The organism is Acidovorax sp. GW821-FHT09B03 (genome assembly GCF_059418305.1).
Window position 1 is genome coordinate 256910 of the sequence record NZ_JBWKPP010000007.1, and the last position, 22327, is coordinate 279236.

17 protein-coding genes and 2 riboswitches are annotated in these 22327 nt (G+C 67.4%); of the genes, 6 read left to right on the forward strand and 11 right to left on the reverse strand.

Translation table 11 applies throughout. The features are described from left to right. Positions 1-38 precede the first annotated feature (38 nt). The 11 genes from AC07PA_RS15715 to AC07PA_RS15765 form a co-directional block, all read right to left on the reverse strand. Positions 39-1157 carry an AIR synthase-related protein gene (locus AC07PA_RS15715; protein WP_494609925.1) on the reverse strand — a complete coding sequence of 373 codons (1119 nt, stop codon included), beginning with the start codon at positions 1155-1157 and terminating at the stop codon, positions 39-41. Between the two features lie 34 nt (positions 1158-1191). After that, positions 1192-2856 carry a methyl-accepting chemotaxis protein gene (locus tag AC07PA_RS15720; RefSeq protein ID WP_494609924.1) on the reverse strand — a complete coding sequence of 555 codons (1665 nt, stop codon included), beginning with the start codon at positions 2854-2856 and terminating at the stop codon, positions 1192-1194. A 107-nt stretch (positions 2857-2963) separates the two neighbouring features. Then, positions 2964-6623, reverse strand: a complete 3660-nt coding sequence (locus AC07PA_RS15725) for a hydantoinase B/oxoprolinase family protein (protein ID WP_494609923.1) — start codon at positions 6621-6623, stop codon at positions 2964-2966. Between the two features lie 42 nt (positions 6624-6665). Continuing rightward, entirely contained in the window at positions 6666-7214 is a 549-nt protein-coding gene (locus AC07PA_RS15730) for a hypothetical protein (RefSeq protein ID WP_494609922.1), read from the reverse strand. A gap of 31 nt (positions 7215-7245) precedes the next feature. Then, positions 7246-8211, reverse strand: a complete 966-nt coding sequence (locus AC07PA_RS15735; protein ID WP_007854476.1) for a TRAP transporter substrate-binding protein — start codon at positions 8209-8211, stop codon at positions 7246-7248. Between the two features lie 73 nt (positions 8212-8284). Then, entirely contained in the window at positions 8285-9595 is a 1311-nt protein-coding gene (locus tag AC07PA_RS15740) for a TRAP transporter large permease (protein WP_007854479.1), read from the reverse strand. An 11-nt stretch (positions 9596-9606) separates the two neighbouring features. After that, entirely contained in the window at positions 9607-10140 is a 534-nt protein-coding gene (locus AC07PA_RS15745) for a TRAP transporter small permease subunit (protein ID WP_494609944.1), read from the reverse strand. An 82-nt stretch (positions 10141-10222) separates the two neighbouring features. Then, a complete protein-coding gene (locus AC07PA_RS15750) occupies positions 10223-11191 on the reverse strand; it encodes a TRAP transporter substrate-binding protein (protein ID WP_494609921.1) in 969 nt (322 codons plus the stop codon). A gap of 16 nt (positions 11192-11207) precedes the next feature. Continuing rightward, positions 11208-12032 (reverse strand): putative hydro-lyase, encoded by an 825-nt coding sequence (locus tag AC07PA_RS15755; RefSeq protein WP_145697235.1) that lies wholly within the window; start codon positions 12030-12032, stop codon positions 11208-11210. A gap of 464 nt (positions 12033-12496) precedes the next feature. Further along, on the reverse strand, positions 12497-13405 hold the full coding sequence (locus tag AC07PA_RS15760; protein ID WP_494609920.1) for a LysR family transcriptional regulator: 909 nt from the start codon (positions 13403-13405) through the stop codon (positions 12497-12499). An 88-nt stretch (positions 13406-13493) separates the two neighbouring features. Beyond that, positions 13494-13952, reverse strand: coding sequence for an Lrp/AsnC family transcriptional regulator (locus AC07PA_RS15765; protein ID WP_007860247.1), 459 nt, complete (start codon positions 13950-13952; stop codon positions 13494-13496). Between the two features lie 439 nt (positions 13953-14391). Between AC07PA_RS15765 and AC07PA_RS15770 the strand changes: the two genes are divergently transcribed. The 6 genes from AC07PA_RS15770 to gcvP all read left to right on the forward strand — a co-directional run bounded on the left by AC07PA_RS15770 (position 14392) and on the right by gcvP (position 22212). Further along, positions 14392-15366, forward strand: a complete 975-nt coding sequence (locus tag AC07PA_RS15770) for a TRAP transporter substrate-binding protein (protein WP_007860249.1) — start codon at positions 14392-14394, stop codon at positions 15364-15366. 205 nt (positions 15367-15571) lie between these two features. Continuing rightward, entirely contained in the window at positions 15572-16084 is a 513-nt protein-coding gene (locus AC07PA_RS15775) for a TRAP transporter small permease (protein WP_007860252.1), read from the forward strand. Continuing rightward, a complete protein-coding gene (locus tag AC07PA_RS15780) occupies positions 16081-17376 on the forward strand; it encodes a TRAP transporter large permease (protein WP_007860254.1) in 1296 nt (431 codons plus the stop codon). Before AC07PA_RS15775 ends, AC07PA_RS15780 begins: the two co-directional genes overlap by 4 nt. A 39-nt stretch (positions 17377-17415) precedes the next feature. After that, positions 17416-17506, forward strand: a riboswitch (glycine riboswitch). Positions 17507-17519: 13 nt separating this feature from the next. Then, positions 17520-17644, forward strand: a riboswitch (glycine riboswitch). A 49-nt stretch (positions 17645-17693) separates the two neighbouring features. After that, on the forward strand, positions 17694-18836 hold the full coding sequence (gcvT, locus tag AC07PA_RS15785) for a glycine cleavage system aminomethyltransferase GcvT (RefSeq protein ID WP_494609919.1): 1143 nt from the start codon (positions 17694-17696) through the stop codon (positions 18834-18836). Positions 18837-18909: 73 nt separating this feature from the next. Next, entirely contained in the window at positions 18910-19284 is a 375-nt protein-coding gene (gcvH, locus tag AC07PA_RS15790) for a glycine cleavage system protein GcvH (protein WP_007860258.1), read from the forward strand. 39 nt (positions 19285-19323) lie between these two features. Next, positions 19324-22212, forward strand: a complete 2889-nt coding sequence (gene gcvP / locus AC07PA_RS15795) for an aminomethyl-transferring glycine dehydrogenase (protein WP_007860260.1) — start codon at positions 19324-19326, stop codon at positions 22210-22212. Positions 22213-22327: the final 115 nt, after the last annotated feature.

The window sequence follows — 22327 nt, forward strand, 5'->3', positions numbered from 1 at the left end:
ATGCAGGCCCTTTTCATTGGTGTCCCAGGATGCGGGGGTCAGCGCAGCTGCAGTTCGTCCGCGCCGTAGACGACCTTGATCGGCTCGATCACGACCTGCTTGGGCCCCTCTTCCACATAACCCGCGACCAGCGCCGGGACGCCGAGGCCTTGCGCCACCTCGACCACGCGAGGCGCGTCCTTGGCCGCCACGAACAGGGCGAAACCCGCCCCCATGTTGAGCGTGCCGTAGGCCTCGTGGTCGTCGAGCTGGCACTCCTTCTGCATGAACGCCAGCACCGGGCTCACCGGCGGCACCTGCTGGATGCGGTAGGTCAGCGGCTTGGGGTGGCGCAGCAGCTTGCGCCAGCCGTGGCCGGTGATGTTGGCGCAGTAATGGGGGTAGATGCCGTCGGCCGCCAGGGCTTCCGTCACCGGCGAATACAGCACAGTGGGCGCCAGCAGCGCCTCGCCAAAGGTCTGCCCGTTGCCGATGTCCGTGAGATAGCCCTGCGGCAGCCGCTCGGCCAGCTTGCGGGCCAACGACACGCCGTTGGCATGGATGCCGCTGGAGGCGAGCAGCACGATGGCATCGCCCGCGCCGAGCTGGTCACCGACCGACAGCCGTGCCTTGGGGCTGATGATGCCGGTGCACGAGGCTGCCAGGTCCACCCGGCCGTCGGCCACCACCCCGGCAAGGGCCGGTGTTTCGCCGCCCCCCCAGGCCACCTTGCAGGTGTCGCAGGCGCGCTTCCAGCCCGCGACGAGGGCCTCCGAGCGCTGCGCATCGCCAAACCAGTCGGAGCCCCCCGCGGCCCAGTAGGCCTGCACGACCAGCGGGGTCGCGCCCACGGTGATCAGGTCGTTGACCGCCATGGCAATCGTGTCCTGGGCAATGCCGTCGTAGAAGCTCCTGCCCAGGAGCTTGGCCATGTCATCGGCCAGCAGGGCCTTGGTGCCCAGGCATTCGACGATGCTGGCCAGGTACATGGGGCCGACATCGACCACATAAGCCGACTCCCCGCGCGAAGCAGCCACTTCGCTGAAGCCGTGGCTGGCCATGTGCGCCCCGGTCTGGGCCGCTGCGCGCTGTGCCGCAACCTTCAAGGGGTCGATCTGTTCGTAGTTGACGCCCGTCTGGTCATAGGTCAAGGGGGCGGGAGCAGGTGCAGCGGTCATGGCGTTCTCGGCGGAGTCAGGGCCGCCATTATCGCTAAGCCGCCGCGCCCCCAGCCAGCTGGAACTGCCCCATCGCCCCCGCCAGCCGGTTGGCCTGGTCCTTGAGGCTCTGGGCCGCCGCGGCGCCCTCTTCCACCAGCGCGGCGTTCTGCTGCGTCATGTGGTCGAGCTGGTCCACGGCCTGGCTGACCTGGCCGATCTGGCTGCTTTGCTCGCTGCTGGCGGCATTGATCTCGGACATCAGCGTGGTCACCTGCTGCACGCTGGTGACGATGTCCTGCATGGTGGATCCGGCGGTGACCACCAGGCGCGCACCATCGCCCACCCTGTCCACGCTGGTGGCGATCAGGGCCTTGATCTCCTTGGCGGCGTTGGCGCTGCGGCCCGCGAGGTTGCGCACCTCGCTGGCCACCACGGCAAAGCCCCGGCCCTGCTCGCCGGCCCGAGCCGCTTCCACCGCCGCATTGAGCGCCAGGATGTTGGTCTGGAAGGCGATGGAGTCGATGATGCCCACGATGTCGGCGATCTTCTTGCTGCTGGCGTTGATCTCGTCCATGGTCTTGACCACCTCGCCGACCACGTCGCCGCCCTTCTTCGCCACCTGGGCGGCACTGTGGGCCAGGGTGTTGGCCTGGCGCGTGCTGTCGGCATTGGCGGCCACGGTCTGCGCCAGCTGCGCGATGCTGGCCGCCGTCTGCTGCAGGCTGCTGGCGGCGTGCTCGGTGCGCGCGCTCAGGTCGGTGTTGCCGGCCGCCACCTCGGAGCTGGCGACGTGGATGGACTCGCCCGAGTCGCGCACCTCGGTCACCACGTAGTGCAGGGATTCGACCATGCGGTTGAGCGCGGTGAGCAGCTCGCCGATCTCGTCGGTGCGGTCGGTGGCCATGCGCACCGTGAGGTCGCCTTGCGCCACCAGGGCCGCCGCGTCCGACGCCTGGCGCAGCGGCAGCACGATGGAGCGGCGCAGCAGCCAGCCGAACAAGGCCGACAGCGCCACCACGAAGGCCACCGCCAGCGCACTGACCCACTGGGCGCGCGAAGCATCGGCAATCATCGCGTCGGCCGCCGCCACCGAGGACTTCTCGGATTCGGCCAGCAGCTGGTCGATGGTTTTCAGGTACTGGGCCAGCGCTGCGGCGTGCTCCTGCAGTTCCTTCTGGCTGATGACCTTGGATTCGAGCGCATTCTGCACCAGGGTGTCGCGCAGGGCCGCGTACTGCTGGCGCTGCGCCTGGGTCTGCTTCCACGCAGGCACGGTGCTCGCGGCCGCGGCCGAGGCGGCCAGCGCCTCGTCGATGCGCTTGCGCATGCCGTCCTCGGCGGCCAGCTGCGTGCGCATCTCGGCCACCAGGGGAAACACGTCGGTCGAGCTGGTGGCGCGCAGGGCGATCTGGCCGATGTGCACGGACTGGGTCTTCCACTCGCGCACCGAGCGCTCGATGGGCAACTGCTCCGCCGTGAGCAGCGTGGCCTGGCGCGTCGTGCCCTGGCCCGTGAGCCAGGTGGTGGAACCGAGCAGCGCCACCGCCACGCCCAGCAGGCCGAAGGCCGCGGCCAGCTTCTGGCCCACGGTCAGGGTGCGCCTGGCACGCGGGGCCTGCGCGGCAGATGACCGGGGTTCCGCCAGGGGCGCAGCCGCCGGGGATGCCGTGACGGCGTGGGTGCTTGTGGCACCGGCCGTGGCGGGAAGGTAGTTCATGGCTCTCTCCGTGGTGTTGCGTGTCGCTCTCGTCCACCCCATCGGACGAAGGGGTGGTATCCCCTGGCAATGCAAGCCCTGTGCCATGAGGCACAGGCCGCGCTCCATCAGTCAACGGCGGCCATGCATTCGCCAAAGCCCCCGCCGCCGGGCGTGGAGATCTCGAACACGTCGCCGGGCTCCATGAGCGCCGCGCCGATGTGCGCCAGGTCTTCGACCTGGCCGTTGGCGCGCAGTACGCGGTTCAGGCCGGTGAGGCCGGCCTGCCCGCCGGCCATGCCGAAGGCCGGCTTGACGCGGCCGTTGGACAGGATGCTGGCCGTCATCTGCTCCAGGAAGCGCACGCGGCGCACGCCGCCGTTGCCACCCGCCCAGCGGCCGCGGCCGCCCGAGCCCTCGCGGATCTCATAGCTGTCGAGCACCACGGGGAAGCGGAACTCCAGGATCTCGGGGTCCGTGAGGCGCGAGTTGGTCATGTGCGTCTGCACCACGCTCGTGCCTTCGAAGCCGCGCACCACCCGGCCCTCCCCATCGAGCACCGCGCCCGCACCACTGCCGCCCGCGATGGTCTCGTAGTACTGGTACTGCGCATTGCCGAAGGTGAAATTGTTCATGGTGGGCTGGCTGCCGGCCATGACGCCGAGCGCACCGAACAGCGCATTCGTGATGCAGGTGGAAGTCTCCACATTGCCCGCCACCACCGAGGCCGGCGGGTTGGGGTTGAGCATGGAGCCCTGCGGAATGAGGACCTGCAGGGGCTTGAGGCAACCGGCGTTGAGCGGGATGTCGTCGTCCACCAGGGTGCGGAAGACGTAGAGCACCGCCGCCATGCACACCGCGCGCGGGGCGTTGAAGTTGTTGACCTGCTGCGCGCTGGTGCCGGCAAAGTCGATCACCGCGCTGCGCTCGGCGACGTTGACCCTGACCGAGACGCTGATCTGCGCGCCGTTGTCCAGCGGCAGCGTGAACTGCCCGTCCTTGAGGTGGGTGATCACGCGGCGCACCGACTCCTCGGCGTTGTCCTGCACGTGGCGCATGTAGGCCTGCACGACGTCCAGGCCGAACTGGTCCACCATCTTCGACAGCTCCTGCACCCCTTTCTCGTTGGCGGCGATCTGGGCGCGCAGGTCGGCCAGGTTCTGGTGCGGGTTGCGGCTCGGGTACGGCGTGGTGCCGCCACCCGTGGCCAGCAGGTGGCGCACGGACTCTTCCTGGAAGACGCCCTCGGCCACCAGCTTCACGTTGTTGATCTGCACGCCCTCTTCCTCGATGCGCGTGGAAAACGGAGGCATCGACCCTGGCGTGGTGCCGCCGATATCGGCATGGTGGCCGCGCGAGCCGACGTAGAAGGTGGGCTCCTTGCCGCCGGCCACGTAGACGGGCGTGATCACGGTGACGTCGGGCAGGTGGGTGCCGCCGTGGTAGGGGTCGTTGAGCATGTAGACGTCGCCCGGCTGCATGCTGCCGGTGTTCTCGCGGATCACGGTCTTGATGCTCTCGCCCATGGAGCCCAGGTGCACGGGCATGTGCGGCGCATTGGCGATCAGGTTGCCGGTGGCGTCGAACAGTGCGCAGCTGAAGTCCAGGCGCTCCTTGATGTTCACCGAATAGGCCGTGTTCTGCAGCTGCAGGCCCATCTGCTCGGCGATGTTCATGAACAGGTTGTTGAACACTTCGAGCAGCACCGGGTCCACCGTGGTGCCTGCCGCGTATTGCACCGTGCGCGCGGTCACGCGGTCGAGCACCAGGTGGTCGAGGTCGGTGAGGCGGGCCAGCCAGCCGGGCTCCACCACCGTGGTGGTGTTCTTCTCGGCAATGATGGCCGGGCCGGGGATCGTGTCGCCGGGCTGCAGGTCCTCGCGCACCACCAGGGCGGCGTCATGCCACCGGCTGCCCGAGTACATGCGCACGGTTTCGCGCCGCGGGTGCACGCGCTCGGCATGCAGGGGCAGGCGCGGCTCGGCCGGCGCATCGCCGGGGATCACGGCCTCCACCGACACCGCCTCCACCACCAGCGACTTGCCCACCATGAGGAAGGCGAAGCGCTGGCGGTAGGCCGCCTCGAAGCCGGCCTGCACCGCGGCGATGTCGCCGAAGGGCACGACGAGCGCCGAGTCGGTGCCCTCGTAGCGCACGTGCACGTTGTGGCGCACCTGCACCGGGTGCTGGCTGACCTGCTGGCGCGTGAGCTCGGCCTGGGCGGCTGCGCCCAGCACCTCCAGGCGCTCGGCGATCAGCGGCAGCGAGGCCGGGGCCAGCGGCAGTTCCACGGCCTGTTCACGGATTACCGTCTGGTCCGCCAGGCCCATGCCGTAGGCGCTGAGCACGCCCGCCAGCGGGTGCACGAAGACGCGCGTCATGCCCAACGCGTCGGCCACCAGGCAGGCATGCTGGCCGCCCGCGCCGCCAAAGCACTGCAGCGTGTAGCGCGTCACGTCGTAGCCGCGCGCCACCGAGATTTTCTTGATGGCATTGGCCATCTGCTGCACGGCGATCTGGATGAAGCCCTCGGCCACCTCCTCGGGCTGGCGCTGCGTCTGCGCGGCCAGCTCGGCGAAGCGCGCGCGCACGGCCTGCGCATCCAGCGTCTCGTTGGCCGCCGGGCCGAAAACGCTGGGGAAGTAGCTCGGCTGCACCTTGCCGACCATCACGTTGGCATCGGTCACGGCCAGCGGGCCGCCACGGCGATAGCTCACCGGGCCGGGATTGGCGCCGGCACTCTCAGGGCCGACGCGAAAGCGCGCACCGTCGTAGCTCAGCACCGAGCCGCCACCCGCGGCCACGGTGTGGATGCTCATCATCGGCGCACGCATGCGCACCCCGGCCACATGGGTCTCGAACTCGCGCTCGAACGCACCGGCGTAGTGGCTCACATCGGTGGAGGTACCGCCCATGTCGAAGCCGATCACGCGCTCCTGCCCAGCCAGGCCGGCCGTGCGCGCCATGCCCACGATGCCGCCGGCCGGGCCGGACAGGATGGCGTCCTTGCCCTGGAAGGTGGTCGCGTCCGTCAGGCCGCCCGAGGACTGCATGAAGAACAGCTTGACCCCTGGCATCTCGCTGGCCACCTGCTCCACGTAGCGGCGCAGGATGGGCGAGAGATAGGCATCGACCACCGTGGTATCGCCCCGGCTCACGAACTTCATCATCGGGCTGGTCTCGTGCGAGGTGCTGATCTGCGTGAAGCCCACCTCCTTCGCGATGCGGCGGGCCATCTGCTCGTGCTCCGTGTAGCGGTAGCCATGCATGAAGACGATGGCCACGCTGCGCAGGCCGCGGCCCCAGGCGGCCAGCAGGTCGCCGCGCAGGCTGGCTTCGTCGAGCGGCTGCATCACCTTGCCGTGCGCTCCGACGCGTTCGCGCGCCTCGACCACCTCGGTGTAGAGCAGTTCGGGCAGCAGGATGTGGCGGTCGAACAGGCGTGGCCGGTTCTGGTAGGCAATGCGCAGCGCATCACGGAAACCGCGCGTGGTGACCAGCAGCGTGGGCTCGCCCTTGCGTTCGAGCAGCGCATTGGTTGCCACCGTGGTGCCCATCTTCACGCATTCCACCAGGGCCGGCGTCACGGCCTCGCCGGGCGCCAGGCCCAGCAGGTGGCGGATGCCGGCCACGGCCGCATCCTTGTACTGCTCGGGGTTCTCGGACAGCAGCTTGTGCGTGACCAGCGTGCCGTCGGGCCGCTTGCCGACGATGTCGGTGAAGGTGCCGCCCCGGTCGATCCAGAACTGCCAGCGGGGAATCTGTACTTGGGGTGTATGGGTGGTCATGGTGGCTCCGATGGAAGAAGAAAAAATGGGGAGTGGCACGGATCAAGCCGCGGCCGCGCAGGCCGGAGTCAGGCGCTGCAGGAGTTCGCGCACCACGGGGATGGGCGGCGCGCTGGCCAGGGCATGCGCCCGCGGGCACCAAGGGCCTCCGAGCGCCGTGGCCCAGGCCATCACGGGCAGGATGTCGGCCGGTGGCAGGGTCTGCATGGCCTCGATCACGATGCGCAGCTCCTGCGCGAGCCGGTTGCCGGGCGCAAAGCGCCAGTGGTACTGGCCGCAGCCCACGCGCACGGCATGGCTGTCCTTCTCGGTCATGGCCACGAGCCAGTCGCAGTGGAAGTCCGCGCAGTGCGGCGCGGGCGGGTCGGCCAGGCAGAAGGTGTAGACGTTCTCGAAGCTGCGGTTGAAATTGCGCACCAGGGTCTCGGCAATGGCCTCGCGCCCCTGTGCCGAGGGCGGGAAGACCATGCCGCCCTGGCGCAGCTCCATCTGCAGCAGCGCGCCGCCGGCGAAGGCCTGGGCGATCAGGTGCGGGCGGTTGCCGTCCTTGGCCCGCAGGTAGGTCTCGATGGTGTCTTTCGGGGTGTGCATGGTGCGTCTCCTGGAATGGACTGCGGGAATCTCAGCGCTGCGTGTAGTAAGGGATGAAGATCTGGTTGGCCTCGCCGCCCACCGAGCGCACCCACTCGCGCGAGAAACGCTCGCCCAGGCGCTTGAGGTCGGCATTGAGCTCGGCGCTCGCGCGCTCGACCTTGATGCCCTTGCGCTGCAGCTCGGCCACGGACTCCTGCGCGATGGACTCGCTCATGGCCCAGCCGCGTGTTTCGGCCTCCGATGCCGCCCGGGTGACGGCCTGGCGCACCGGCGCAGGCAGCGCGTCGAAGGCCTGCAGGTTCACGAAGACGACGTTCTTGGGAAACCAGGCATCGATGCCGTAGTACTGCCGGACCTGGCCCCAGACCTGGTTCTCCACCCCGGTCAGGGCCGAGGTGATCATGGAGTCGAGCTGGCCGGCCGCCAGCGCCTTGTTGACCTCGACCATGGGCACGTCCACGGAAGCGGCGCCCAGCATCTCGGCGATGCGCACCGTGGCCGGGTTGTAGGTGCGCATGCGCGTGCCCTTGAAGTCGGCGGACGACTTCACGGGGGTGATGGAGAACAGGCCCTGGGGCGGCCAGGGCACCGCGTACAGCACCTTGAGCCCCTTGCGGGTGAAGTGCCCTTCGATGAGCGGGCGCTGCAGGTCCCACAGCCGGCGCGCATCGGCATAGCTGCGCACCACGAAGGGCACGGCGTCGGCCCCGGCGATCGGCATGTCCGCCACCAGGCTGGTCATGATGGTCTCGCCCGCCTGGGCCTTGCCGCCCTGCACCGCCTGGGGAATGTCGGCCAGTTTGGCCAGGGTGTTGTTGGCATGCACCTCGATGCGCAGAGCGCCCGAGGAGGCCGCTTCCACCTGCTGCGCAAACTGCACCAGGTTGCGCGTGTGGAAGGTCTCCGCACGGTAGCCGGTGGCCAGTTTCCACTGTGCCTGGGCGTGCACCATCGGGACCGCGGCGAGCGCGGCCAACCAGACCATGTGCTTCATGGCAAGCTCCTGAAGGGGGACAAGGGGCCGGTGCGGCAGCGCGCGCCGGCAGACACAGAGGAAGGCCGGCGGCCTACTTGGACGCGCCCATGACGAGGTCCGGGACGATGGTGACGATCTGCGGGAAGACCGTGATCAGGCCGATGCACACCACCAGGCAGAAGAAGAACGGGATGGCGGCCTTGGCGATCAGGTTGCTGTCCTTGCCCGTCATGTTCTGCAGCACGAAGAGGTTGAAGCCCACGGGCGGCGTGACCTCGGCGATCTCGACCAGCAGGATCACGAAGATGCCGAACCAGATCAGGTCGAAGCCGGCCTTCTCGATCATCGGCATCACCACCGCGGCGGTGAGCACGATCATGCTGATGCCGTCGAGCGCCGTGCCCAGCACCAGGTAGACCCCCACCAGGCAGGCGATCAGCGCATAGGGCGACAGGTGCATGGAGTCGACCCAGGCAGCCAGCTCGCGCGGGATGCCGGTGAAGGCCATGGTCTTGGTCAGGAAGGCAGCCCCCGCCAGGATGAACATGATCATGCAGCTGGTGCGGGCCGAGCCGGCCAGGCCTTCCTTGAAGTTCTGCCAGGTCAGTGCCTTGCACCAGGCGGCCAGTGCCAGGGCACCCACCACGCCATAGGCGGCACATTCGGTCGCCGTGGCCCAGCCGGCCACCAGGGACCAGCAGATGAACACGATGAGCAGCGCGCAGGGAATCAGGTTGCGCGACAGGTGCAGCTTCTCGCGGAAGCTCAGCGCCGGCTCGTCGGGCGGCATGCGATCCTTGTTGCGCACCGACCACCAGGCGATGTAGCCCGAGAACAGCAGCATCAGCAGCAGGCCGGGCAGAAAGCCCGCCAGGAAGATGCGGATGATGGAGGCATCGGCCGCGACCGCGTACACCACCATGGTGATGGACGGCGGGATCAGGATGCCCAGGGTGCCTGCCGTGGCCAGCGAGCCGATGGCGATGCTTTCGTCGTAGCCGCGCTTCTTGAGCGCCGGCAGCGAGACCTTGGCGATGGTGGCGCAGGTGGCCGCCGACGAGCCCGAGACCGAGCCGAAGATGCCGCAGCCCAGGATGGTGGTGTGGAACAGCCGCCCGGGCACCTTGCCCAGCCAGGGCGCCAGGCCGCTGAACATGTCCTCGCTGAGGCGGGTGCGGAACAGGATCTCGCCCATCCAGATGAACAGCGGCAAGGCCGCCAGCTCCCAGCTCGCATTGCTCTCCCAGAAGGCAGAGAACAAGTTCAGGCCGGCATGGCTGTTGGTGAAGAAGGCCTGGCCGACCCAGCCGCAGATGGCCAGCGTCATGGCGATCCAGACACCGCCGGAGAGCATGAGCAGCATGATCACCAGCAGGAAGGCGCCGATGGAAAGAATGTCCATGGTCTTGCTCCTTAGAGGTCCGAAGAGAAGTCGCCCTTGGCGTGGCGCTCTTCCACCAGGCGCACGAAGGTGGGAACCCCGCCGCGCGCCACGATCCACCATTCGTCGACCACTGCCACGAGGAACAGGATGGAGCCGATGGCGAAGCTCATCTGGGGGATCCAGACCGGCACCGCCCACAGGCCCTGCGCCACTTCGTTGAACTTCCAGCTCTCGTAGGTGAAGGCGCAGGCCCACCAGGTGAGGTAGCCGATGGCCAGCACGGCGACCGAGAGGCAGGCCAGCTCGAAGGTGCGGCGCGTACGGGGAGAGAGCTTTTCGAGCACCAGCGTCACCCGCACGAAGTCGCCGTGCTTGAAGGCATGGGCCATGGTCAGGAAGGCGGCGGCGGCGCACAGCCAGGCCACCACGTCGTTGATGGCACCGGTGGGAAAGCCGAACTGGCGCCCCAGGGACTGCACCACCATGAGCACGCAGATGCCGGCGATGCACCAGGCACCGATGGTGCCGGCAATGCCATAGCTGGCGTCGAGCACCCGCCGCAGCAGGTGCGGCGGTACGGCCACCCCGGCGTGCACACCGGCGGGGGCCGGAGAGGTTTGGGTCAGGGAAGACATGGTGGCCCCATCACTTCCTGGTGTTGAAGGCTTCGATCACGGCCTTGCCTTCGTCACCGGCGACCTTGATCCAGTCGGCCGTCATGCGCTCGCCGATCGGCTTGAACTCCGCCTTCAGGCCTGCGGCCACGGTGTCCACCTGCATGCCCTTGGCCGCAAGCTCCTTGAGGTATTCCTGGTCCTTCTGCTCGCTCAGGGCCCAGCCGCGGCGCTCGGCCACGGCGGCCTGTGCGAGCACGGCCTCCTGCGTGGGCTTGTCCAGCGAGTCGAAGGTCTTCTGGTTAACCACTACCGCATTGCGCGGCAGGAAGGCCGAGACGGCGTAGAAGTACTTCACGCTCTCGTAGAGCTTGCTTTCCACGCCGCTGGCGCTGGAGGTGAGGAAATTGTCCACGGTGCCGGTGGTGAGCGCGGCGGGCAGCTCGGCCAACTGGATGGTCACGGGCTGGGCGCCCACGGCCACGGCGATGCCCGAGGTGACGGGGTTGAAGGCACGCATCTTGGTGCTCTTGAGGTCCTTGAGCGCCGTGACGGGCTTGGTCGAGTACAGGCTTTGCGCGGGCCAGGCCACGGTGTACAGCAGCTTCATGCCCTGGGACGCGAGGGTCTTGTTGAGCATGGGGCGCGAGACCTGGTCCAGGCGCTTGGCGTCGGCATAGCTCGTGGCCAGGAAGGGGATGGAATCGAGGCCGTAGGCCGCCGACTCGTTGGCCGCGCCGGAGAGGATGAACTCGCCTGCCGGCACCTGGCCCGACTGCACCGTGCGCTTGATTTCGTTGGCCTTGAACAGCGAGGCATTGGGGTGCACCGTGATCTTGAGCTTGCCGCCCGTGGCCTTGTCCACGTCCTGGGCGAACTGCTGCAGGTTCTGCACCTGGAAGGTGTTGGTGGCGTAGCCCGAGGGCAGGTCCCACTTGGCCTGGGCCTGGGCGATGCCGGCGAACGCGAGGGCACACATACTGAAAGCGATGGTTTTCATGGGGAGGCTCCTGGTTTTAGAAACTGGCGAGTTGGTGGTTGAGGAGGTCGGAAATCAGCATGCAGCCCGGGGCATGGGTGATGCAGAACGCCGGCTGGGCGTGCAGGATGGCGGACTGGGGCGTGACCCCGCAGGCCCAGAACACAGGGATCTCGCCGGGCATCAGCGCCACGGCATCGCCGTAGTCCGGCTTCGTGATGTCGGCGATGCCGATCAGCGACGGGTCGCCGATGTGCACCGGTGCGCCATGCACATTGGGAAAGCGCGAGGTCACCTGCACGGCGCGGATCACGTCGGCCGCCGGCATGGGCCGCATGGTCACCACCATGGCACCGCCGAAGGGGCCGGCCGGCTCGGTCTGCAGGCTGGTGCGGAACATGGCCACGTTCTTGCCTTCGTCGACATGGCGCAGGCGGATGCCGGCCTCGATCAATGCCGACTCGAACGAGAACGAGCAGCCCAGAATGAAGGTCACGAGGTCGGGGCGCCACAGGGCCGCGATGTCCGCCACCTCCTCGGCCAGCTCGCCATGGCGCCAGACGCGGTACAGCGGCACGTCGCTGCGGATGTCGATGCCCTCGCCCAGGCTCGGCAGCGTGAACTGGCCGGGCTCGCTCACCGCCAGAACCGGGCAGGGCTTGGGGTTGCGCTGGCAAAAGCGCAGGAAATCGCCGGCCTGCACCTCGGGCAGGATGACCAGGTTGCCCTGCACATGGCCATCGGCCAGGCCGCTGGTGTGCGAGGTCCACAGGCCCTGGCGGATCACGCTGCGCACGTGTGCGGCGTTGCTGCTGCCTGCGGAACCAAAGACCTGGGGCGTGTTGTTGTGTGTGGAGTCCACCGTGGGTTCCTTGCGTTGCGAAATGTCGGATGCGGGGCGATGGGTGGATTGTGTTGGCGCCGCATCGCCCCTGGCAAATTCAAAAATTTTCTCTCAGGTCATCGATTTTTTCGATGCACTGCGCTGGAGCACAGTTCACCCAACTTGGTGCTAAGTGAAAACCCTAGGGATATGGGAAGTGGCACTTTCGGCCGCTCCGGAACGTGCATGCAAGTCTGCGAAAACGGCGCTCCACGGCGGTGATGGCGGGTGCGGACACAGGCGGGCGAGTGCCCATCGATCCCTCGCGATCAAGGGCGCGGGGGCCTGCACACCATCGCCAGGCTGCACCAACAACAGGCACGGCCGGGCCGAAGGGGCGGCCCAGGACCTCCCGGGTGCCCGAAAACGGGGGGCAAACCGCTGCGCGGCAGCCCGACCGGCCTGCGCCGAAGCAGCGCCCGGTGCGCCTTGTCAGCCAGGCTTCAGCTTTTGGCGCGGCCCTTGCTGCGCTCGGCCTGCAGTTCGACAAAGGCCAGGGCCGAGCGCACCACGCCCTCCACGGCCGGCGAAGAGGGGTCTTCGCGGTAGCTCAGGTGGATGGGCAGCGGGCGCAGCTCGGCCTCGCAGGCCAGCGGGCGCAGGTCGGGGAACGCCAGCAGCCGCTGCACGGCCTGGCGCGGCAGCGTGGCCACGCCGAAGCCGCCCTGCACCAGTTGCACCATGGCCGAAATGGAGGAGATGGTGTGCACGCAGCGTGGCTCCACCTGGGCCTGGCGCAGCACGTCCAGCAACGAGACATGCGGCTGCGAGCCGCGCTGGAAAGTGAGGATGTCGGTCTCGGCAAAGTCCGCGAGCGCATAGCGCCGCTTGCGGTGCAGGGTGCTGTTGCCCACGAAGACCATCTCCATGGGGGTGAGTGCCTGGGTGCGGATGCCCTCGGCCGACGCCGGCAGCGCGGCGAACACCGTGTCCAGCGCGCCGCGGCGGATCTGGTCGAGCAGCACGGGCGTGGTCTCCACCGTGAGTTCGAGCTCCAGCAGCGGGTTGTCCTTGCGCAGCTGTTCGATCCACGGGATCAACCAGGAGTGCAGCACCGACTCGATGGCCCCCAGGCGGATGGAGACCTCCATGGGCGCGCCCGAGCCCATCTCGGCCTTGAGCTGGCGCTGCAGCTCCAGCATGCGCTTGGCGTAGCTGAGAAAGCGCGTGCCCGCCACCGTGAGCTTGAAGCGCTTGTCGCTGCGGTCGAGCAGCAGCACGCCGAGCTCCTCCTCCAGCGCGGCCACGCGGCTGGACATGGCCGACTGGGTGAGGAACAGCTTCTCGGCCGCGCGCGTCACGCTGCGCAGGGAGGCAACCCAGTAGAAGGCTTCGACGAAACGCAGGTTCATGGTTTTTCCGTGGGGCGGCGGCGCCAGGATTGTGCGCCTGCCAGGAAGCTGCAGAGCACCGAACGTGCCAGTGGCGCAGCGGCCAGCCCTATTCCGCGAACAACGGCAGGTCGGCCTTCTTGAGCGTGCGTAGCACGAAGCTCGAACGGCTGTGGCGTATGCCCTTGATCTTGTAGAGCTTCTCGCGCAGCAGGCGCTCGTAGTCGCGCGTGTCCTTGACCACCACGCGCAGCAGGTAGTCGTAGTCTCCCGAGACCAGGTGCGCCTCGATCACCTCGGGGATGCTGGCCAGCGTTTCGCCGAACTTCTCGAGCGTGTTGTCCGAATGGCTGTCCAGGGTGACCTGCACCAGCACCGTGTCCGACAGGCCCAGCGCCTGCGGGTTGAGCCGCACGGTGTAGCCCTGGATGACACCGGCCTCCTCCATCTTCTTGATGCGGCCCCAGCACGGCGAGGGACTCAGGCCCACGGCCTGGCCGATCTCCTGCAGGCTGGCGCGTGCATCGCCCTGCAGCACAGCGAGAATTTTTCTGTCCAAGCGATCCATGGCCCCAATTATTCATGAATCTCCACATGTGCAGCAAATTTTTCTGCATTATTGGAATATCGAGCGAAAAATGGAAAGAACTGCTGCGCCTTGCAGCGCATACTTTGGACATCAAGGCGCTCTTACCGGAGCGCACAAACTGACAGGGCCCCGGACTGGTTACCGCCAGACCGGGGCACTTGGCAAACCGCACCGGAGCAGCATGGCCTCCACCCGTCCTCCCCCTCTCGCACCGCCTTCTCCCTGGCGATCAGCCCACTTTGTCGCCCAAGCGACCATTGGCACGGATTCATGGCGTTGATAAGCACGCTTACCAGCACAAACCCCGATGCCCGGCGCCATGCTGCAGCGCCATAATTTTTGAGGCTGCGGTTCCGTGCTGCACCGCCACCCGGGCACGCCACGGACCCCGGCCAGAAACATACTCACAGGAGACACCATGCAATTGACTTCCCTCGCTGCGGGCCTGGGCCTTGCGCTCGGCTTGATGGCCACCGCCAGCGCGCAGACCACCACGCTCAAGATCGGCTACGCCACGGCGCCCGATTCGCACTACGGCGTGGGCTCCAAGGTCTTCTGCGACGAAGTCGAGAAGGGCACGCAGGGGCGCTACAAGTGCCAGTACTTCCCCAACTCCGCGCTGGGCGGCGAGCGCGAGCAGATCGAAGCCATCCAGCTCGGCACGCAGGACCTGGTGAACACCTCCACCGGCCCCGTGGGCAACTTCGTGCCCGAAGTGAAGATCGTCGACATTCCCTTCCTGTTCCGCGACTACGACCACGCGCGCAAGGTGATGGACGGCCCCATCGGCCAGGACATCCTGACCAAGTTCCCGAGCAAGGGCATCATCGCGCTGGCCTGGACGGAAAACGGCTTCCGCCACATGACCAACAGCAAGCGCGACATCGTCAAGCCCGACGATGCCAAAGGGCTGAAGATGCGCACCATGGAAAACAAGGTGCACATGGACGGCTACCGCACCTTCGGCATCCTGCCCACGCCCATGGCCTTCCCCGAGCTGTTCGGCGCCATGCAGCAGGGCACGGTGGACGGCCAGGAGAACCCCATCCCCGTGATCCTGTCGGCCAAGTTCTCGCAGGTGCAAAAGCACCTGTCGCTGACCGGCCACGTGTACTCGCCCGCGCTGCTGCTGCTCTCGCCCAAGGTCTGGAACAAGCTCAATGACGCGGACAAGAAGGTCTTCACCGACGCCGCCAAGAGCGCCTCGGTGGCCCAGCGCAAGAAGGTCAACGACGACGAGAACAACGGCATCGCCCTGCTCGAGCAGCAAGGCATGAAGGTCATCAAGACGGTGGACGGTGCCGCCTTCCGCGAAGCGCTCAAGCCCGCCTATGTCGGCTATGCCAAGGAGTTCGGCGCCGACAACATCAAGAAGATCCAGGACGTTCGTTAACTCTTTTGAGCGACTCACACAGCCCTCCTGGCGTCGTTGTTGCGTCTTGCCGTACTGGTTGTACTGTCTGCGACGCAACGCCTAGCCAGGACCGCTTCGCTGGGCTGTGTGAGCCGCTCTTGACCCGCGCCCCGCATCGCCCGGCCCACACAAGGCGCCGGGCGCTTTTGCTTTGACCCTGCACGCCCTTGTCCAAGACCGTCCCGTGAAAACCTTCGAACGCTATTTTCTGGCCGCCAACCGCTGGGCATTGATCCTGCTGCTGGCGGCCATGTCCATCATCATCTTCACCAACGTGGTGATGCGCTACGTCACCCACAACTCGCTCGAATGGGCCGAGGAGGTGTCGCGCCACATGATGATCTGGCTGACCTTCCTGGGCGCCGGCCCGGTGCTGCGCTATGGCGGCCACATCGCGGTGGAGAACCTGCAGGATGCCCTGCCCCGCACCGGTGCCATCGCCCTGCGTGCCGTGGTCGCGGCATTGCTGTTCGCCTTCTTCGGCTTCATGGTCTGGTACGGCTGGCTGTACATGCAGCGCACCATGTTCCAGATGACGGCCGTGACGCAGGTCCCGTTTGCCTACATCTACAGCGCCATGCTGATCGGCGGCGTGCTGCTCATCGTGCACTTCCTGTTCATCGTGCGTGGCTACGTCATGGACCGCACGTTCGCGGCCGACGCGCACTTCGATGCGAATGCGAGTGCCTCCCTATGAGCGCGTCCATCATCCTCATCGTATCGGCCTGCCTGTTCCTGGCCATGGGCGTGCCCGTGGCGTTTGCGCTGGGCCTGTCCACCGCGGCCACGCTGATCCTGGCCGAGAGCTACCCGCTGATGGTGCTGCTCAAGGAGACCTTCACCGGCATCGACAGCTTTCCGCTGATGGCCGTGCCCTTCTTCATCCTCGCGGCCGAGCTCATGAGCGGCGGCTCGCTGACCGAGGTGCTGCTGCGCTTTGCCGGCCAGTTCGTGGGCCACAAGCGCGGCGGGCTGGGCTACACCAACGTGGTCTCGCTGACCTTCTTCTCGGGCATCTCGGGCTCGGCTCTGGCCGATGCGGCGGGCCCGGGCTCGATGCTGATCCGCATGATGGACAAGGCCGGCTACGACCGCTCGTACGCGGCGGCGCTCACGGCCTCCACGGCCATCGTCGGGCCCATCATCCCGCCGTCCATCATCATGATCATCTATGCGCTGCAGGACGAGACCGTCTCGGTGGGCGCGCTGTTCGTGGCCGGCCTGCTGCCGGGCCTGCTGATCGCGGTGGCCATGTGCGTCGTGAACTTCCATGTCTCCAAGAAGCGCAACTACAAGGGCGACGGCCGGATGCCGCCCCTGGCCGAGATCCTGCAGACCACCTGGAAGGCGCTGCCCGCCATCCTGCTGCCGGTGGTGATCCTGGGCGGCATGCGCGCCGGCTGGTTCACGCCCACCGAGGCCTCGGTGGTGGCGGTGTTCTATGCGCTGGTGTGCGGCAAGTTCGTCTACCGCACGCTGCAGTGGAAGGCGCTTCCCGACATCCTGGCGCGCTCGGCCCTGCTGTCGGCCTCGGTGCTGATCATCATCGGGCTGTCGGCCGCGTTCGCGTGGATCCTGACCATCGAGGGCATTCCGCAGCAGATGGCCGACTGGCTGGTGGGCATGAACCTCTCACCGTGGATGTTCCTGATCATCGTGAACATCTTTCTGCTGCTGTTCGGCATCTTCATCGAGCCACTGCCGGGCGTGATGGTGCTCGCCCCCATCCTCGCGCCCGTGGCCGTGAAGCTGGGGATCGACCCGATCCACTTCGCGATGGTGGTGATCTACAACCTCACGCTGGGCATGATCACGCCGCCCGTGGGCGGGCTGCTGTTCGTCACCTGCAACGTCTCGCGCGTGCCCATGTCGCAACTGGTGCGCGAGTTGGTGCCCTTCCTCTGGGCCCATGGCGTGGTGCTGGTGGTGCTGACCTTCATCCCGCAGCTGTCGACCTGGCTGCCCAAGGTGCTCGGGTTCATCAAGTAGCGAGGCTGTTGGCCCGACGCTGCCCTCCAGCGGATATACTTGCGCCCGTCAGGAGAGAGTCCCCTTCGCGGGGGCCGCCGAAGGCGCAGGGACACCCCGAACGCTCAGGCAAAAGGACTGGCAAGCGCCTGCAGGGATGCAGGCGTTCCCTTGCTGGAGAGAGGTGGCCGCGCAGCACAGCGCAGGCCATCCACCGAAGGAGCAAGCCGCAGCCGCCAGCCAGGGTGGTGCGGTGAATCTCTCAGGTAAAGCGGACAGCAGGGCAAATCCCGCAACCCATGCACGGGTTGCGGCTTTCATTTGCCCGGAGTCCGCCCATGTCTGCCCCTGCCGCTACCGCAGCCCCCCTGCTCACCACGCCCCTGAACGCCCTGCACCTGGAGCTGGGCGCCCGCATGGTGCCGTTCGCCGGCTATTCCATGCCCGTGCAGTACCCCGCCGGCCTGATGGCCGAGCATGTGCACACCCGCACCGCAGCCGGTCTGTTCGACGTATCGCACATGGGCCAGCTCAAGCTCGTCGGCCCGGATGCCGCCGCGGCCTTCGAGACCCTGGTGCCCGTGGACGTGGTCGACCTGCCAGTAGGCAAGCAGCGCTACGGCCTGCTGCTGACCGACGAAGGCACCATCATCGACGACCTGATGTTCTTCAACCAGGGCAACGACACGCTGTTCGTGATCGTCAACGGTGCCTGCAAGTTCGGGGACATCGCACACATCCAGGCGTGCATCGGCCAGCGCTGCAATGTGGTGCCCATGCCCGACCACGCCCTCCTGGCGCTGCAGGGCCCGCAGGCTGTGACCGCCCTGGCGCGCCTGGCCCCGGGCATCGAGAAGCTGGTGTTCATGACCGGCGGCAGCTACACCATCGCCGGCTGCGACTGCTTCGTGACGCGCAGCGGCTACACGGGCGAGGACGGTTTCGAGATCTCGGTGCCCGCGGCCCAGGCCGACACGCTGGCCCGCGCCCTGCTGGCCCAGCCCGAGGTCAAGCCCATCGGCCTGGGCGCACGCAACTCGCTGCGCCTGGAAGCCGGCCTGTGCCTGTACGGCAACGACATCGACACCACCACCACCCCGCCCGAGGCGGCGCTGAACTGGGCGATCCAGAAGGTGCGCCGCACCGGCGGCGCGCGCGCAGGCGGCTTTCCCGGTGCCGACAAGGTGCTGGCACAGATCGACAACCCCGCCAGCCTGCCACGCAAGCGCGTGGGCCTGGTGGCGCTGGAGCGCGTGCCCGTGCGCGAGCACACCGAATTGCAGAGCACCGATGGCCAGAAGATCGGCGAAGTCACCAGCGGCCTCTTGGGCCCCACGGTGAACGAGCCCGTGGCCATGGGCTACGTGAGCCCCGCGTTTGCCGCCATCGGCACCCGCGTGAACGCCATCGTGCGCGGCAAGGCCGTGGCCATGGAAGTGCGCGCCATGCCGTTCACGCCTGCCAACTATTTCCGCGGCTGATTTCACACCGCTGCGGGCCCGGCCCGCTACATTGCAGATTCCTTCATTTTTCAAAGCCCCAGGAGCTTTCCCCATGACCGTCAAATTCTCCAAAGACCACGAATGGATCAACGCCGCCGACGCCGACTCCGCCGTCGTGGGCATCACCGTGCACGCCCAGGATGCCCTGGGTGACGTGGTGTTCGTGGACCTGCCCGAAGTGGGCAAGAGCTTCGCCCAGGGCGAAGTCGCCGGCGTGGTCGAGTCCGTGAAGGCCGCCGCCGACGTGTACATGCCCGTTTCCGGCGAGATCGTCGAAGTCAACGAAGCCCTGCGCGCCGATCCGTCGCTGGCCAATTCCGATCCCCTGAACGCGGGCTGGTTCTTCAAGGTCAAGCTCAGCGATGCCGGCCAACTCGACGCGCTGCTGTCCGAGACCGACTACACCGAGTTCGCCAAGAACGCCTAAGCCCTGCCCCCTGCCTCGAAGAAGCCTGAGACCTGCCCCATGTTGATGCAATCCGCCCTGCCGCTCGGCGCGCTCGAAAACGCCACCGAATTCCTGCCCCGCCACATCGGCATCGACGCGGCCGACGAAGCGCACATGCTGTCGGTGATCGGCGAGGCCTCTCGCCGCGCCCTCATCGAGAGCATCGTGCCGCGCTCGATTGCACGCAGCACGGCCATGGACCTGCCCACCCCCGTGACGGAGGCGGCGGCCCTGGCGGAGCTCAAGGCCATGGCAGGCAAGAACCAGGTGCTCAAGAGCTTCATCGGCCAGGGCTACTACGGCACGCACACGCCGGGCGTGATCCTGCGCAACATCCTCGAGAACCCGGCCTGGTACACGGCCTACACGCCCTACCAGGCCGAGATCTCGCAGGGCCGCATGGAGGCCCTGGTCAACTTCCAGACCATGGTCTGCGACCTGACCGGCATGCCGATTGCCAACGCCTCCATGCTCGACGAGGCCACGGCCGCGGCCGAGGCCATGACCCTGGCCAAGCGCTCGGTCAAGAGCAAGAGCAACCGCTTCATCGTCGCCGGTGACGCGCATCCGCAGACCATCGAGGTCATCCAGACCCGTGCCAAGCCGCTCAACATCGAGGTGGTGCTGGCCAATTCCGCGCCCGAGTGGCATGCCGCGCTCGACGGCGAATACTTTGCCGTGCTGGCCCAGTACCCCGCCACCAGCGGCCGCATCGACGAGCTGCGCGCCGACGTGGAGAAGGCCCATGGCAAGCAGGCCGCCTTCATCGCCGCCGCCGACCTGCTGGCGCTGACCCTGATCACACCGCCCGGCGAATGGGGCGCCGACATCGTCGTAGGCACCACCCAGCGCTTTGGCATGCCCATGGGCGCGGGCGGCCCGCACGCCGCCTACATGGCCTGCCGCGATGAGTTCAAGCGCTCCCTGCCTGGCCGCCTGGTCGGCGTGAGCGTGGACACCCATGGCAAGCCCGCCTACCGCCTGGCGCTGCAGACGCGCGAGCAGCACATCCGCCGCGAAAAGGCTACTTCCAACATCTGCACGGCCCAGGTGCTGCCGGCCGTGGTGGCCAGCATGTACGCCGTGTACCACGGCCCCGAGGGCTTGAAGCGCATCGCCCAGCGCGTGGCCAGTTACACCGCCATCCTGGCCAAGGGGCTGGAGCAGCTGGGTGCGCCCGTGCGTCCGCAGGCGACATTCGACACCCTGACGCTCAAGACCGACGGCGCCACCCAGGCCATCGCCGCGCGCGCCGTGCAGCTGGGCGCCAACCTGCGCGTGTACTTCGAGCACTACCTGTGCATCTCGCTCGACGAGACCACCACGCGTGCCGACATCGCCCTTCTGTGGAAGGTCTTCGCCAAGGACGGCCAGGCCCTGCCGACCTTCGACGCCTTCGAGAAGGGCGTGGAGCCGCTGATCCCGGCCGAACTGCGCCGCACCAGCAGCTACCTCACGCACCCGGTGTTCAACACCCACCACAGCGAAACCGGCATGCTGCGCTACATCCGCCAGCTGTCGGACAAGGACCTGGCGCTGGACCGCAGCATGATCCCGCTGGGCAGTTGCACCATGAAGCTCAATGCCACGAGCGAGATGATCCCCATCACCTGGCCCGAGTTCGCCCAGGTGCACCCCTTCGCACCGGCCGAGCAGCTCGCAGGCTACCGCGAGCTCGACGAGCAGCTGCGCGCCTGGCTGTGCCAGGCCACGGGCTATGCCGGCATCAGCCTGCAACCCAACGCCGGTTCGCAGGGCGAGTACGCGGGCCTGCTGGCCATCAAGGCCTACCATGAGGCCCAGGGCCATGGCCACCGCAACATCTGCCTGATCCCCAGCAGCGCGCACGGCACCAACCCTGCCAGCGCGCAGATGGTGGGCATGCAGGTGGTGGTGACGGCGTGTGACGCCAACGGCAACGTGGACCTCGTGGACCTGCAGGCCAAGTGCGAGCAGCACAGCGCCAATCTGGCAGCGGTGATGATCACCTACCCCAGCACGCACGGTGTGTTCGAGACCCAGGTCAAGGAGCTGTGCGCCCTGGTGCACCAGCACGGCGGCCGCGTCTACGTGGACGGTGCCAACATGAACGCCCTGGTGGGCGTGGCAGCGCCCGGCGAGTTCGGCGGCGACGTGAGCCACCTGAACCTGCACAAGACCTTCTGCATCCCCCACGGCGGTGGCGGCCCCGGCGTGGGCCCGGTGTGCGTGGTGGAAGACCTCGTGCCCTACCTGCCCGGCCATGCCACGGCCGGCGTTGCTGGCGGCGTGGGCGCCGTCTCGGCCGCGCCCCTGGGCAATGCCGCCGTGCTGCCCATCAGCTGGATGTACTGCCGCATGATGGGCGCCGAAGGCCTGCAGGCCGCGACCGAGACCGCCATCCTGTCGGCCAACTACATCAGCGCGCGCCTCAAGGACCACTACCCCACGCTGTACGCAAGCGCCAACGGCCATGTGGCCCATGAGTGCATCCTGGACCTGCGCCAGTTGAAGGACACCAGCGGCGTGATGGCCGAGGACGTGGCCAAGCGCCTGATCGACTACGGCTTCCACGCGCCCACGCTGAGCTTCCCCGTGCCCAACACGCTGATGGTGGAGCCCACCGAGAGCGAGACGCTGTTCGAGATCGACCGCTTCATCGACGCGATGATCGCCATCCGCGAAGAGATCCGCCAGATCGAGGCGGGCGCCTGGCCGCAGGACAACAATCCCCTGAAGAATGCGCCGCACACGGCGGAGAGCCTGCTCACCGGCGAGTGGACACGTCCGTACCCGCGTGAGACGGCGGCCTATCCTGTGGCTGCGCTGCGCAGTGCCAAGTACTGGTCGCCCGTGGGGCGGGTGGACAATGTGTGGGGGGATCGCAATCTGTCTTGCAGTTGCATTCCGGTCAGCGACTACGCTTGATCTTGCGCGGCAGGGGCCTTCTGTTGCTCCTTGCCTGCGTTGAGGGCGGAGGCCGGGATGTGCGCCCGGCGGCGCAGTAACTTTCTCTTGCGTCGCCAAGAGAAAGTCACCAAAG

Bases quoted from the DNA above. Each gene is read 5' to 3' on its own strand.
- AC07PA_RS15765 (WP_007860247.1), bottom strand. From the start codon at position 13,952: ATGGATCGCTTGGACAGAAAAATTCTCGCTGTGCTGCAGGGCGATGCA.
- AC07PA_RS15730 (WP_494609922.1), bottom strand. From the start codon at position 7,214: ATGCACACCCCGAAAGACACCATCGAGACCTACCTGCGGGCCAAGGAC.
- gcvT (WP_494609919.1), top strand. From the start codon at position 17,694: ATGTCTGCCCCTGCCGCTACCGCAGCCCCCCTGCTCACCACGCCCCTG.
- AC07PA_RS15725 (WP_494609923.1), bottom strand. From the start codon at position 6,623: ATGACCACCCATACACCCCAAGTACAGATTCCCCGCTGGCAGTTCTGG.
- gcvP (WP_007860260.1), top strand. From the start codon at position 19,324: ATGTTGATGCAATCCGCCCTGCCGCTCGGCGCGCTCGAAAACGCCACC.
- AC07PA_RS15740 (WP_007854479.1), bottom strand. From the start codon at position 9,595: ATGGACATTCTTTCCATCGGCGCCTTCCTGCTGGTGATCATGCTGCTC.
- AC07PA_RS15750 (WP_494609921.1), bottom strand. From the start codon at position 11,191: ATGAAAACCATCGCTTTCAGTATGTGTGCCCTCGCGTTCGCCGGCATC.
- AC07PA_RS15770 (WP_007860249.1), top strand. From the start codon at position 14,392: ATGCAATTGACTTCCCTCGCTGCGGGCCTGGGCCTTGCGCTCGGCTTG.
- AC07PA_RS15760 (WP_494609920.1), bottom strand. From the start codon at position 13,405: ATGAACCTGCGTTTCGTCGAAGCCTTCTACTGGGTTGCCTCCCTGCGC.
- AC07PA_RS15735 (WP_007854476.1), bottom strand. From the start codon at position 8,211: ATGAAGCACATGGTCTGGTTGGCCGCGCTCGCCGCGGTCCCGATGGTG.
- AC07PA_RS15720 (WP_494609924.1), bottom strand. From the start codon at position 2,856: ATGAACTACCTTCCCGCCACGGCCGGTGCCACAAGCACCCACGCCGTC.
- gcvH (WP_007860258.1), top strand. From the start codon at position 18,910: ATGACCGTCAAATTCTCCAAAGACCACGAATGGATCAACGCCGCCGAC.
- AC07PA_RS15780 (WP_007860254.1), top strand. From the start codon at position 16,081: ATGAGCGCGTCCATCATCCTCATCGTATCGGCCTGCCTGTTCCTGGCC.
- AC07PA_RS15715 (WP_494609925.1), bottom strand. From the start codon at position 1,157: ATGACCGCTGCACCTGCTCCCGCCCCCTTGACCTATGACCAGACGGGC.